The sequence below is a fragment of the Pseudomonas sp. LBUM1646 genome, from assembly GCF_059716165.1.
In genome coordinates this window covers 4,605,739-4,618,011 of record NZ_CP166810.1, presented here as the reverse complement: position 1 = coordinate 4,618,011, position 12,273 = coordinate 4,605,739, and the positions used below count along the sequence as shown (strand labels likewise).

Genomic DNA, 12,273 nt, shown 5'->3' with positions numbered 1-12,273 from the left:
GGGAACGATCATCCGGGCCGCCACCGATCAAACGCGGAACTGATCCATCAAACTCTGCTGCTGATTGGCCAGGCTGTTAAGCGACTGACTCACCCGCGCCGATTCATTCGCCTGCCCGGACAACGATTCAGTCACATCGCGAATGGTCGCGACGTTGTTATTGATCTCCTCGGCCACCGCGCTCTGCTCCTCTGCCGCACTGGCGATTTGCAGGTTCATGTCGGTAATCACCGTCACCGCATCACCAATCTGGCGCAGCGCGGTCACGGCCTGGCTGACTTGCTCGACGCTGCTCTGGGCCTGGCGATGGCTGTTATTCATCGAGCCGACCACGTCCTGGGTACCGCTCTGCAATTGCTCGATCACCTGACGGGTTTCCTCGACCGACTCCTGAGTACGCCGCGCCAAGTTGCGCACTTCATCGGCCACCACCGCAAAGCCACGCCCGGCTTCACCGGCACGGGCCGCCTCGATGGCGGCGTTGAGGGCCAACAGGTTGGTTTGCTCGGCGATCGCACGAATCACTTCCAGCACCGAACCGATCTTCTCGCTGTTCGCCGCCAGACCTTCGACTTGCACCATCGCCGCGCTCATGTCGGCGGCGAGGTTATCGATGCTGGTGGTGGTGCGGTCGATCACGGTCAAGCCCTGACGGGTGGCCTGATCGGCATCGCGCGCGGCGTGGGCCGCCTGGGCCGCGCTGCGGGCGACGTCCTGGGCGGTGGCGCTCATTTCGTGGGACGCGGTGGCCACCTGATCGACCTGACGGTATTGCTGCTCCATGCCGGCGCTGGTCTGGGTGGCGATGGCGGAGGATTGGTCGGCGGTGCTGCGCGCGTCCTGCACCGAGCGTTTCACTTCAGCGATGATCGGTTGCAGCTTGTCGAGGAAACGGTTGAACCAACCGGCCAACTGACCCAGTTCGTCCTGTTTGTCGTAGGCCAGGCGTCGGGTCAGGTCACCTTCGCCGCTGGCGATGTCTTCGAGCATGTGGGCCACGCCGAGGATTGGCTTGGTCACGCTGCGCGCCATCAGCCACACCAGCAACAGGCCGATCAGCGCAGCGAGTACGCCCAGGCCGAGTTCGACCAGGGTGCCAGCGCGGTTGCTTTCATCCAGCTGTTTTTTCAGCGCTTCGGCCGGACCCACCAGGACTTTCTCCGGCACGTCGAGCAACACGCCCCACGACTTGCCGCCAGGAATTGGCTGGAACGGCGACAGCACTTTCAACTGCTCGTTGCTGTGCAGGCTGGTGGTTTTGCTGTTGGTGCCGAGCATACGAATCAGCTCGGCGCCGTTGGTTTTGTCCACGGCATCCAGGCGCTGGCTGAGTTTGCTGGCGTCCGGGCTGTAACCGGCCAGCAGGCCGACCGGGCTGAGGATGCTGACGCTGGTCTGGCCGTCGTAGAGCTTTTTGCTCGCGCCCTGGCTGATCGCTTGCAGGCTGTTGAGGTTGATGTCCACCGACAGCGAGGCGATGACTTTGCCGTTGACCATCAGCGGAAAGACGATGCTGGTCATCAGCACGTTCTGGCCGTCGATCACATAGAAGTAGGGTTCGATCACGCACGGCTTGAGCGTGGTGCGCGGGCAGGTGAACCAGGCGTTGGCCGCCTCGCCGCTGGGGCCGGTGCTGATGTCGGCCATGTCGCTTTCGGGCAGCGCCATCGAGGTCAGTTTGCCCGCTGTCGGCTGCGACCAATACAGGGCAAAGCGGCCCTTGTCGTTGCTGCCGAGTTCAGACTGGCCGGCGAACAGTTCGTCCTTGCCGTCCAGCGCATTGGCTTCAAACACCAGGGACAGGCCGAGCAGTTCCGGGTTGGCTTGCAGGGCCGACTTGACCTGCCGGGTCAGGTCTTCGCGCAGGTCGAAGGCATCGAGAAAGCGCTTCTCGGCCTGATCCCGCAGGAACAGCACCTGGCGCGAAAAGCCGTGGCCATATTGATAGGCGTCCATAAACTGCTGGCGAATCCCCAGTGCCTGGTTTTCGCCTTGGGATTCGATCCGCGCCTGGGCCGATTCGGTGAGCATCTCCATGCTCGACGCTTTCACCAGCGCGGAGCTGTGCTCCATGCGATACAGCGAAAGACCCAACAGCAGCGTCACGATACCCGCCAGGCAGAGCCCGGCCAGCAGGGTGATTTTCCATTGGATGGAGAGTTGTCTGAGCGACATGGAGAGACGTCCTTATTCGATATTTATCTGCGACTTTGCACTGTAACGGCTGCGAATCGGCTTTCTTTATCTGTTCAACTAAATAAGAAGTCACACAAAACCCTGTAGCAGCTGGCGAAGCCTGCGTTCGGCTGCGCAGCAGTCGTGATCCAGCTGACGCGGTGTGTCAGGAGGAGCGTGCACATAGGTTTTACGACCGCTTCGCGGTCGAACGCAGCCTTCGGCAGCTGCTACAAGGGGCGGCGTTCGCGTTGAAAAAGGAGCGGCGTTGGCTTTGACAAGGTGGCGACCGTGCGGCACAGTGCGCGCCCTCTAATAAAACCCATTCCTTATTTCGCTGGCGGCTCTTCGCAGACTGCCGGCGGAGCTCATTCCGCTTGCCTTGAGGTAACGATGATTAATGCTGTAATTGCCGCGGTCGGCGTCATGCTGGTGCTCAGCCTGTCCCGCGTGCACGTAGTGATCGCGCTGATTGTCGGCGCACTGGTGGGTGGTTTGACCGGTGGCCTGGGCATCGACGCGACGCTCAAAGCGTTCAACAGTGGCCTCGGCGGCGGGGCGACGGTGGCTTTGTCTTATGCGCTGCTCGGTGCCTTCGCAGTGGCGATTGCCAAGTCCGGCCTGGCCCACGCGCTGGCGGACAAAGCCTTGGCGATGGTTGATCGTCAACATGCCAGCGGTGGCGGTTCGGTCAAGTGGCTGCTGATCGGCTTGCTGTGGGTGGTGGCCATCGCTTCGCAGAACATTCTGCCGATACATATCGCCTTTATTCCGTTGCTGGTGCCGCCGCTTTTATATGTACTCACCAAGCTGCAACTGGATCGCCGCTTGATCGCTTGCGTCATGACCTTTGGCCTGATCACGCCGTATATGTTCCTGCCGGTGGGCTTCGGCAACATCTTCCTGAATGAAATCCTGCTGGCCAACGTCGCCCGCAGCGGCGTCGACATCAGTGGCATCAACGTCACCCATGCCATGGGCATTCCGGCGTTGGGCATGGTGGTGGGCCTGGCCGTCGCGTTCATCAGCTACCGCAAAAAACGCGTCTACGACCTGGAAAAAATCGAGAAAGTCGAGCAGGTCGCGGTGGAGTACAACCCGCTGAGCCTGATGGTCGCCGGCATGGCCATCGCGGCGGCGTTCATCATTCAGTTGCTGCTGGATTCGATGATCATCGGTGCGTTGGCGGGTTTCCTGATCTTCTCGGTGTCGGGCATCGTGAAGTGGCGCGACACCGACGACCTGTTCACCGAAGGCATGAAGATGATGGCGATGATCGGCTTCATCATGATCGCCGCCTCGGGGTTTGCCGAAGTGATGAAAGCCACCGGTGACGTGCAGTCGCTGGTGCAGGCTTCGGCGTCGTGGATTGGTCACAGCAAAGGCGTCGGCGCGTTGTTGATGTTGCTGGTCGGCCTGCTGGTGACCATGGGCATCGGCTCGTCGTTTTCCACCGTGCCGATCCTGGCGGCGATCTTCGTGCCGTTGTGCGTGCAATTGGGTTTCAGCCCGATGGCGATCGTCTGCATCGTCGGCACGGCCGGCGCCCTGGGTGACGCCGGTTCCCCAGCCTCGGACTCGACCCTCGGCCCCACCTCGGGTTTGAACATCGACGGCCAGCATCACCACATCTGGGATACGGTCGTCCCGACCTTCCTGCATTACAACCTGCCGCTGCTGGCGTTTGGCTGGGTGGCGGCGATGGTGCTTTGATTGAAGATCAAAAGATCGCAGTCTTCGGCAACTCCTACATAATCGGCGTAGGCGCTGCCGAAGGCTGCGATCTTTTTTTTGCGGTTCAACTTTTGATCTGGCCTGCCGTTAAAGCCTTTAACCACGCCAAAAAAAACCAAAAGAGTGAACCGTCATGCGCATGAGCCTGAAGGCTAAAGTCCTGTCCCTTGCCGTCCTCCCGGTGTTGCTCTTTGCCTTGGTCATCAGCCTGACCACGCTATTCATTCTTCAGGAACAGGCGCGCAAGGAGGTCGAGGACACTCGCCAAAACCTGCTCAAGGACGCCAAGGCCACCCTGCAAAGTTACGTCGCCGTGGCCATGACCGCGATCAAGCCGCTCTACGACGCCGCCGCCCCCGGCGATGACGCCGCGCGTGCCCAAGTGGTCAAGTTGCTGTCGAGCATCAGTTACGGCAAGGACGGCTACTTCTTCGGCTACGACTCCAACACCGTGCGCCTGTTCAAGGCCAACAGCCCTGAAGGCGTGGGCCAGAGCTTTAAGGACAACCGCGATCCGAACGGCGTCTACGTCAACCGCGACCTGGTGAAAGTCGCGAAGGACGGCACCCACTATTTGCAATACAGCTCGCCGCTGCCCGGCAACAGCCAGGTGCTGGTGCCCAAGCTCGGCTACACCGAATACCTGCCCAAGTGGGACATGGCGGTCGGCACCTCGGTCAACCTCGATGGCATCGAAGCCCAGGTTGCACTGGTCCAGGCCAAGGTCACCGAACGGATGGAAGGCGTGGTGCTGAGCATCGTCGGGATTGCCGTGGTGGTGTTGCTGGTGATTGCGGCGGCGGGGATGCTGCTGGCCAACGCGATTCTGCGACCGCTGAACCTGATGAAAGCCAACCTCGACGACATCGCGGCAGGCGAGGGCGACCTGACTCGGCGCCTGACCATCACCAGCGAAGACGAACTCGGGCAACTGGCCGGCTCCTTCAACCGTTTCGTCGACAAGATCCATGGCCTGGTAAGGCAGATCACTGAAATGACCACGCAACTGACCGGGTTGGTGAATCAGGTGTCCGATCAGGCCCAGCGTTCGGATCAGGCGATGGAGCGCCAGCGTCACGAAACCGATCAGGTGGCCACGGCGATCAACGAAATGTCCGCCGCCGCGCAGGAAGTGGCCAAGAGTGCCCAAAACGCTGCGGTCGCCGCCCAGCAGACTGACGCCGAAGGCCAGGCCGCCAAGCGTGTGGTGGCCGGCAGCATCGTGAAAATTCATGCGTTGGTGGATGACATTCGCACCAGCGGTGTATCGCTTGATAGCTTGCAGAAAGACGTGTCGTCGATTGTCAGCGTGCTCGGGGTGATCCGTTCGATTGCCGAGCAGACCAACCTGTTGGCCCTGAACGCCGCCATTGAAGCCGCCCGGGCTGGTGAGGCCGGTCGTGGTTTTGCCGTGGTGGCGGACGAAGTGCGGGCGTTGGCCAGTCGCACGCAAATCAGCACCCAGGAAATCCAGGGCATGATTGACCGCTTGCAGGCTGGCACTCAGTCGGCAGTGGAGGCGATGCGTCGTTCCAGCGAGGCCGGCGACGGCACCTCGGCCCAGGCCAATGAAGCGGGTGCTTCGCTGGATACCATGGCGCAGTTGATCGGCACTATCAATTCGATGAACGCCCAGATTGCCAGTGCGGCTGAAGAACAGACCGCCGTGGCTGAAGAGATCAACCGCAGCGTGCATCAGATCGCGGTGGCGGTGGACAGCGTGGCGGATGAAACCCAGCTCGGTGCGCAGACGTCTCGCAGCCTGGCTGACCTCGGTCAGCGCCTTGGTAAGCTGGTCGGTCAGTTCCGCATCTAGACCGCGACGCACTCCCTGTAGCAGCTGGCGCAGCCTGCGTTCGGCTGCGAAGCAGTCGTAAACCCTATACTCGCGGTTTACCTGACCCACCGCGCTGCCTGATTTCGCGACTGCTTCGCAGCCGAACGCAGGCTGCGCCAGCTGCGACAAGGCCCCTATGGTCTGTCCCAATACGGCACGGTGCCGAAGCATTCCACATAGAAATCAATCACTGTGCGCACCTTCACCGACAACCGTCGGCTACCCGGCCACAGCACGGCAATCTGTTGCGGCTCAAGGCTGTTGGACACCTGATAGTCCTTTAGCACCGGCATCAGCGTTCCGGCGCGCACCGCTTCACCAATCAACCACGACGGAAACATCACCAGCCCCAGCCCCTGTTCGGCGGCCTGGGTGAGGGTGTCGGCGTGGTTGCCGGTGATCGGTCCTTTCACCGTATAGGGCGTCCAGTCTTGCTGACCCTGACGAAAGAACCAGCGCTGCTGGCCAGTCACGCCTTTGTAGGCCAGGCATTGATGGGCGGCGAGGTCTTCAGGATGTAGCGGGACGCCGTGGCGTTTCAAATACGCGGGACTTGCCGCGACCTGAAAGCGATGGGGCGCCAGAATCCGCGCCTGCATGCTTGAGTCGTGCAGCGGGCCGATGCGGAACAACAGGTCGGCGCCTTCCTGCAGCGGGTCAACGTAGCTGTCGGTCTGCTGGATATCCAGTTGCAGCTTTGGGTAACGCTCGCAGAGTTGCCCCAGCCATGGCGTCAGATGCCGTTGGCCAAACACCACCGGCGCATTGATCCGCACCAGGCCGCTGGGTTCGCTTTGCTGTTCCTGCAAGGCCTGTTCGGCTTCTTCCAATTGCACCAGCACCAACCGCGCGTGATGGCCGAGCATGCGTCCGGCTTCCGTCGGCGTGACCGCGCGGGTGTGGCGGTAGAGCAATTGCTGGTTCAGCGCTTGTTCCATCAACTGGATTTGCCGGGAAATCGAAGAGGGTGCCAGGCCTTCGCGACGGGCGACTTCGGAAAAGCTGCCGTGGTCGAGCACCGCGACAAACAGCCGAAGTGCCTTGAATCCCAGCTCGTTGAGGCCGTGCATGTTCATTCCTATTGTGCGAGTTGCGCAAAAGTGTTGTCTGGATGCTCCCATTTATCGCAAAGGACCGCCAGCCGATAATGCGCGCCACTGCAAATCCTGAGGGTGGAGCTTTTGTGGCGAGGGCGCTTGCTCCCGCTTGAGTGCGCAACGCTCACAGAAATGTGGGGCCGCTGCGCAGCCCAGCGGAAGCAAGCTCCCTCGCCACAGGTTTTGGGTGAATCCACTCTCGCAGGTTTGCGCTTCAACTCATTGGCAGGTTCTCTCTATGCAATCTTCTTCAATCGATAACGTCGGCGGTGTCGCAATACCGACCACCAAACCGGGGCTGCGCCTATTGCTGCTGCCCCTGGTCATCCTGGCCGGCATGGGCCTGTCCGTGGAGGCCGGTCTGCTCGGGCCGCTCGGGGTTCAGGTCGGGCACCTCTGGGCGACCCTGAGTATCTTCGGTGTCGGCTCGGCGATTCTGTTTCTACTGTTGCTGTTCAGTGGCCCGCAGCAAGGTCCGGCCCTGAGCGAGTTGCCGCGCTGGCAGTTGATCGGCGGTTTTCTCGGGCCGATCTACGTGGTGGTGCTGACCCTGGCCACGCCGTACATCGGCATTGCCATGACCATGATTGCGATCCTGTCGGGGCAGGTCGGCAAAAGTGTGCTGATCGACCACTTCGGTTGGTTCGGTGCCACGCGCAAAAAGGTCAATGGTGAACGTTGGCTGGCCTTGCTGCTGATTGTTGCGGCACTCGTTTTGATCGCTCGGGGTTGATGATGAATCTGATTATTTTGTTGGCGGTGGTCGTGGCGGCTGGCGCGGTGTTGAGTGTCCAGGCAGCGATCAACGGACGTCTGGGGGAAACGGTCGGCGTGTTGCGCAGCAGCTTGCTCACCTTTGTGGTTGGCGCGGTGGTTAGCGGGTTACTGATCCTGTTTTTCGAACCGGCCCATGCCGTGAGTCTGCTGGATGTACCGAAATGGCAACTCAGCGGGGCGCTGTTCGGCGTGGTGTACATGATGGTCATGGTCGGCGCGGTACCCCGGGTCGGCACGGCGGTGGCGACCGTGGCGGTAATCGTCGGGCAACTGGGCATGGGCATGCTGATCGACAACTTTGGTTGGCTCGGCAACCCGGCGATTGAGTTATCCAGCAGCCGGGTACTGGCGATGGTGTGTCTGGGGCTGGCGTTGGTGTTTATGTATCGCAGCAGTACTCGAACTTCCGCTTAATACCGATCCCGTAGCAGCTGCCGAGCCTGCGAGGCTGCGTTCGAGGACGCAGTCCTCGCCAATCCTTATATGCGGTTTTCCTGACCCACCATGGCGCTTGATTTACGACCGCTTCGCGGCCGAACGCAGCCTCGCAGGCTCGGCAGCTGCTACAGACTTTCACTACACTGGTGTATACGGTGCGCATCCGTCGCACCGGACGACCATAACAGTGGAGTCCGACTCATGATTGACAGCGAAAGTATCTGCGACTGCCCCAAATGCTCCTGCAAATTGGGAGAACATCCGATCGCGCGTCATGGCAAGCACTACTGCTGCGAAGCCTGCGCCAAGCACCACGCAGGCGGTGAAGAATGTTCCGGCAAGGGCTGCAAATGTGCCCACGGCTGACCGCTCGCCCAAAAAAAGTGGAGCCACAGGGGCTCCATTTTTTGTTTTAGACGTTCCCTGTCCTCCTTATGAACGTTAGCTCGTCGGTCGCCATTTGACGTTCTCGACGCCGAATTTCTCCGCCAGCGGTTTGCTGGTCTTTTGCACCTTCTCACGGCCGAAGCGCGGGATGCGTCCCACGCCTGCGTCGCAACTCGCCCAATGCCAAGCCTCCGCGTTGTCCATCTTGTCGAGGCGGATAATGAAAGACTTGGGGACGCCATGAAGGGTGTATTCAATGACGAAAAGTTTTGCGTTGTTCATAAAGCCCGTATTCCTCCCTGTAGTAATACAGGGATCGCGGGCGCCACTAAAAATTCAGTCGAATTGGCAGACGGTGGCCGTTACTGGCGACAAACCGGGCGCCTCGTTACCATGGCAGCTCCCCGAACCCCAATGATCCTTGCCCATGGCCCTTGCCGCACCGCCCGACCTGACTGACACCGATGTGCCCGTGCAACCGCTGGCGCGGACCTATCCGCGCGGCTTGTTTATCGAGCCTCATGAGCATGCCTGGGGCCAGTTGTTATATGCCATGAGCGGGGTGATGTGGGTCGAGACGCCGCATGAGGCCTTGGTCGTTCCGCCGCAACGGGCGGTGTGGTTGCCACCGGGCGTGCCCCACGGGATTCGGGTGGTGTCGGACTTGCAGATGCGCAATATCTACCTGCGACCGGCGTTGGCGGCGACTCTGGATGACAGCGTGCAGGTGATCGAAGTCGGCGGGTTGCTGCGTGAATTGATCGTTGGATTGGTGGAGCAGGGCGACGACGGTGCACCTGAGTATTACGAGGCGCTGGTCGGCCTGGCCTTGCTCGAACTCAAACGGGCCAAACGCTCGATGCTGAAAATCCCGTTGCCGGACGATTCTGATCGACGCTTGTTGAACCTGTGTCAGGCAGTCATGGTCGCGCCGTCCCTGGACATTGCGTTCGAACAGCACGCCGAAAACGCCGGAGCCAGCGTGCGCACTCTGGCGCGGCTGTTCAAGGATGGCCTGGGCATGGGCTTCGCCGAGTGGCGGCGACAGGTGCAACTGGCGACGGCGGTGGCGGAGTTGATCCAGGGGGTGCCGGTCAGCTCGATTGCCCGTGAGCTGGGCTATTCGCCGAGCAGTTTCAGCGACATGTTCCGCCGGGAATTGGGTGTCGCGCCTTCGCAATTCCTGGTGGGGTAACCCCAACCCCAACCCCAACCCCAACCCCAACCCCAACCCCAACCCCAATCACGACCCGAACCCGAACCCGAACCTCTGTAGGAGCTGTCGAGTGAAACGAGGCTGCGATCTTTTGACCTTAAAAATCAAGATCAAGATCAAGATCAAAAGATCGCAGCCTCGTTTCTCTCGACAGCTCCTACGCAGCTCCTACGCAACGGCTACTATTTGGCCGATATTCAGAAGCCCTTGGCCGATTGGTTTCGTGGCCTTTCTCTAGACTCTGCGCATACCCCCTGTGCCACGGAGTCTGTCATGAACTACCTCATCTCGCTGGCCATCGGCCTTGGCGTCGGTCTGCTCTACGGCGCACTGGATTTTCGCTCCCCGGCACCACCGGCCATCGCGTTGGTAGGGTTGCTGGGCATGCTCGCCGGCGAGCAGTTGTGGCCCATGGGCCGGCAGTTGATCGCTGGCTGGATCTCCTGAAAACCCTTCAACCCTTTAACGGAAGCTCCCCATGAAAGCTCTGCAATTCGACAAGACCGGCGACCTCTCGGCCCTGCGCTACGTTGAGGTCCCGACCCCTGTGGCCGGCGCCGATGAAGTACTGGTGCAAATCAAGGCTGCCGGCCTCAACCCCAGCGATGTGAAGAACGTGCTCGGGCGTTTTCCCTACACCACGTTGCCACGGATTCCCGGTCGGGATTTCGCCGGGGTGGTGGTGGAAGGGCCGCAGGCGTTGATCGGTCAGGATGTCTGGGGCACCGGTCGTGAGCTGGGCTTTTTCGCCGATGGCTCCCATGCGCAATTCGTCAAGTTGCCGGCCAACGGCGTGGCGCTGAAACCGACTCACCTGAGTTTCGCCCAGGCCGCCAGCCTCGGCGTGCCCTACACCACGGCGTGGGATGCGTTGGAACGCAGCCTGGTGACCTCGGGCACTCGCTTGCTGGTGATCGGTGGTGGGGCGGTGGGCAGTGCGGCCCTGGCGCTGGCGAAAGTCCGTGGCGCCCAGGTACTGGCGGCGGCGCGGCGGGTGGAGCAGGTCAAGGAATTGCAGGCCCAGGGTTATCAGACGCTGCAACTGGACAAGCCCGAAGACCTCGGCGCCCAGGTGAATGCCGTGTATGCCGGCGGCGCAGACGTGATCTTCGACACCACCGGTTTCTGGCTACCGGCCTCGGTCCCGGCGCTGGCGGCATTCGGCCGCATCGCGATCATTGCCGCGCCGGGGGACGGTCACGTGCAATTGCCGGCGCTGGCGTTGTATCGCAAGGGTGGGTCGGTGGTGGGGATCAATTCGCTACTTTACGGCGTTCAAGCCTGTGCCGCGATGCTGGATCAGTTTGGCCAGTTCTTCGATCAGGATTTGTTGCCGTTGCCGGAGGGGTTGGTTGAATCGCCGTTGGCGCAAGGATTGGAGCGTTATGCCGAGGTGAATGCGGGCGGTGGCGATAAAGTCATTTTGTTGCCGTGAACATTAAGATCAAAAGATCGCAGCCTTCGGCAGCTCCTACGCGCCTGTGGGCGCTGTCGAAGGCTACGATCTTTTGATTCTGCTTTACGCCTCAGGCACACCTTTTTCCCAAGCCGACCAATTCTTCAAGATGTCCTGCACCAACGGATTCCCGGTGCGATAGAGATTTTCCAGCGCCGGCACAAACCCGCCCTGGTCCGCATACTTGAGCAGGTTATCCACCTCACTCTGCCCTGGTGCCGGTCGGTCGAAGTCGGAACCGGCGCGTACCACCGCCAGACGTTGCACATCGACCAAGCCCTCACGGCTGGCCCGCAGCAGCGCTTCGTAGGTGGAGTTGTCTTCTTGCTGAGTGGTGCAGTACTCACCTTTGTTATCTGTCAGCAGCTTGGTCCAGACCTCGGCCCGCTCACTCAAACGCGTCCCGGAGTACCAGGTGTTGCCCGCCAGCGTGTCGCACTTCGTCACCACCGGTGGCTGATTAGCCGGGGCCGACGGGTACTTCAGGCGCCACGCCGCCGATTCCTTGCTCTCGCTCAGCTCGACTTTATGCGACAGGGCAAACGCCTTGGCCTGTAACTTCGGGTTGAGTTCGAAGACTTCGGTCTGGTAGTCCAGCGGCGGTTTTTCGTTCGGCCCCTTGGTGTTGATGCCGATGTAGCCGGTTGGCCAGTCTTTCGGCGCGTCCCTGGAATCGATCTCCCACTGGGTACCGAATTCCACCAGATAGTGCGCCCACGCAGCGGTGCCGATGGTCCCGTGTTTCGGGCTGATGCCGGCGATTCCGGCGATCAGGAAATAACTTTTGCGCAGGTCGAATTTCGGCGACAGCGCCAACGCCAGGGTCGACGCTGCGGCGTTGGTCTGGCCCATGCCGGTGACCATCAGGCACACCTGCTGCGTGTTGCAACGAATGCTCGGGTACTCGGCGGACAGGCCTGGTACGCGAACCTCCTGCTTGAGTTCCAGGCGATCGATCCAGTTCTGCGCTTCGGGGGCGAACATGGTGATCAGCATCACTTTCGGCTGGATCGGTTTTTCAGTCGCCCATACGGAGGACGAGAACAGAGCGCCGCAAGCCAAACCAACGGACAGGGAATAACGAGTAACTGCGTGCATAAAAATCTCCATGACTGAACGCAAGACAAACCACTTGCAGCTTGCCGCTTGAACCTTG

The 12,273-nt window shown here is 60.9% G+C and carries 11 protein-coding genes and 2 pseudogenes; 8 read left to right on the top strand and 5 right to left on the bottom strand.

What is annotated here, in order from left to right:
• Window positions 1-27: 27 nt before the first annotated feature.
• Both ACA071_RS21105 and ACA071_RS21100 read right to left on the bottom strand, forming a co-directional pair.
• Window positions 28-621 (bottom strand): annotated as a pseudogene (locus ACA071_RS21105) (methyl-accepting chemotaxis protein); the annotation flags it as partial.
• Window positions 622-885: 264 nt separating this feature from the next.
• A pseudogene (locus ACA071_RS21100) lies at window positions 886-1,956 on the bottom strand (cache domain-containing protein); the annotation flags it as partial.
• A gap of 615 nt (window positions 1,957-2,571) precedes the next feature.
• Between ACA071_RS21100 and ACA071_RS21095 the strand changes: the two are divergent.
• Window positions 2,572-3,888, top strand: coding sequence for a Na+/H+ antiporter family protein (locus ACA071_RS21095; protein WP_497645363.1), 1,317 nt, complete (start codon window positions 2,572-2,574; stop codon window positions 3,886-3,888).
• Window positions 3,889-4,042: 154 nt separating this feature from the next.
• A complete protein-coding gene (ctpM, locus tag ACA071_RS21090) occupies window positions 4,043-5,725 on the top strand; it encodes a methyl-accepting chemotaxis protein CtpM (protein ID WP_497640933.1) in 1,683 nt (560 codons plus the stop codon).
• A gap of 155 nt (window positions 5,726-5,880) precedes the next feature.
• Here the strand turns inward: ctpM and ACA071_RS21085 are convergent, their stop codons facing one another.
• Window positions 5,881-6,816 carry a LysR family transcriptional regulator gene (locus ACA071_RS21085; protein WP_497640932.1) on the bottom strand — a complete coding sequence of 312 codons (936 nt, stop codon included), beginning with the start codon at window positions 6,814-6,816 and terminating at the stop codon, window positions 5,881-5,883.
• 265 nt (window positions 6,817-7,081) lie between these two features.
• Here ACA071_RS21085 and ACA071_RS21080 point away from each other — a divergent pair, with 265 nt between their 5' ends.
• The 3 genes from ACA071_RS21080 (at window position 7,082) to ACA071_RS21070 (ending at window position 8,424) form a co-directional block, all read left to right on the top strand.
• Entirely contained in the window at window positions 7,082-7,576 is a 495-nt protein-coding gene (locus ACA071_RS21080) for a DMT family transporter (protein ID WP_497640931.1), read from the top strand.
• The gene (locus tag ACA071_RS21075; RefSeq protein WP_497640930.1) at window positions 7,576-8,034 is read left to right on the top strand and encodes a DMT family transporter; all 459 of its coding nucleotides are present in this window, start codon (window positions 7,576-7,578) and stop codon (window positions 8,032-8,034) included. The genes ACA071_RS21080 and ACA071_RS21075 overlap by 1 nt, the downstream gene beginning before the upstream one ends.
• Window positions 8,035-8,259: 225 nt before the next feature.
• Entirely contained in the window at window positions 8,260-8,424 is a 165-nt protein-coding gene (locus ACA071_RS21070) for a metallothionein (RefSeq protein WP_497640929.1), read from the top strand.
• Between the two features lie 75 nt (window positions 8,425-8,499).
• On the opposite strand, the gene ACA071_RS21065 is transcribed toward ACA071_RS21070, so the two are convergent.
• Window positions 8,500-8,727 carry a DUF6555 family protein gene (locus tag ACA071_RS21065; protein WP_497640928.1) on the bottom strand — a complete coding sequence of 76 codons (228 nt, stop codon included), beginning with the start codon at window positions 8,725-8,727 and terminating at the stop codon, window positions 8,500-8,502.
• A gap of 145 nt (window positions 8,728-8,872) precedes the next feature.
• Between ACA071_RS21065 and ACA071_RS21060 the strand changes: the two genes are divergently transcribed.
• The 3 genes from ACA071_RS21060 (at window position 8,873) to ACA071_RS21050 (ending at window position 11,096) form a co-directional block, all read left to right on the top strand.
• Window positions 8,873-9,640 (top strand): AraC family transcriptional regulator, encoded by a 768-nt coding sequence (locus ACA071_RS21060; RefSeq protein ID WP_497640927.1) that lies wholly within the window; start codon window positions 8,873-8,875, stop codon window positions 9,638-9,640.
• A 294-nt stretch (window positions 9,641-9,934) separates the two neighbouring features.
• Complete coding sequence (locus ACA071_RS21055; RefSeq protein WP_497640926.1) at window positions 9,935-10,108, top strand: DUF1427 family protein; 174 nt, start codon at window positions 9,935-9,937, stop codon at window positions 10,106-10,108.
• Window positions 10,109-10,139: 31 nt separating this feature from the next.
• Window positions 10,140-11,096, top strand: a complete 957-nt coding sequence (locus tag ACA071_RS21050) for a quinone oxidoreductase family protein (protein ID WP_497640925.1) — start codon at window positions 10,140-10,142, stop codon at window positions 11,094-11,096.
• An 84-nt stretch (window positions 11,097-11,180) separates the two neighbouring features.
• On the opposite strand, the gene ACA071_RS21045 is transcribed toward ACA071_RS21050, so the two are convergent.
• Complete coding sequence (locus ACA071_RS21045) at window positions 11,181-12,215, bottom strand: purine-nucleoside phosphorylase (protein ID WP_497640924.1); 1,035 nt, start codon at window positions 12,213-12,215, stop codon at window positions 11,181-11,183.
• Window positions 12,216-12,273: the final 58 nt, after the last annotated feature.

Coding starts and splice junctions, on each gene's coding strand:
- ACA071_RS21065 (WP_497640928.1), bottom strand. CDS start 8,727: ATGAACAACGCAAAACTTTTCGTCATTGAATACACCCTTCATGGCGTC.
- ACA071_RS21050 (WP_497640925.1), top strand. CDS start 10,140: ATGAAAGCTCTGCAATTCGACAAGACCGGCGACCTCTCGGCCCTGCGC.
- ACA071_RS21080 (WP_497640931.1), top strand. CDS start 7,082: ATGCAATCTTCTTCAATCGATAACGTCGGCGGTGTCGCAATACCGACC.
- ACA071_RS21045 (WP_497640924.1), bottom strand. CDS start 12,215: ATGCACGCAGTTACTCGTTATTCCCTGTCCGTTGGTTTGGCTTGCGGC.
- ctpM (WP_497640933.1), top strand. CDS start 4,043: ATGCGCATGAGCCTGAAGGCTAAAGTCCTGTCCCTTGCCGTCCTCCCG.
- ACA071_RS21085 (WP_497640932.1), bottom strand. CDS start 6,816: ATGCACGGCCTCAACGAGCTGGGATTCAAGGCACTTCGGCTGTTTGTC.
- ACA071_RS21060 (WP_497640927.1), top strand. CDS start 8,873: ATGGCCCTTGCCGCACCGCCCGACCTGACTGACACCGATGTGCCCGTG.
- ACA071_RS21070 (WP_497640929.1), top strand. CDS start 8,260: ATGATTGACAGCGAAAGTATCTGCGACTGCCCCAAATGCTCCTGCAAA.
- ACA071_RS21055 (WP_497640926.1), top strand. CDS start 9,935: ATGAACTACCTCATCTCGCTGGCCATCGGCCTTGGCGTCGGTCTGCTC.
- ACA071_RS21075 (WP_497640930.1), top strand. CDS start 7,576: ATGATGAATCTGATTATTTTGTTGGCGGTGGTCGTGGCGGCTGGCGCG.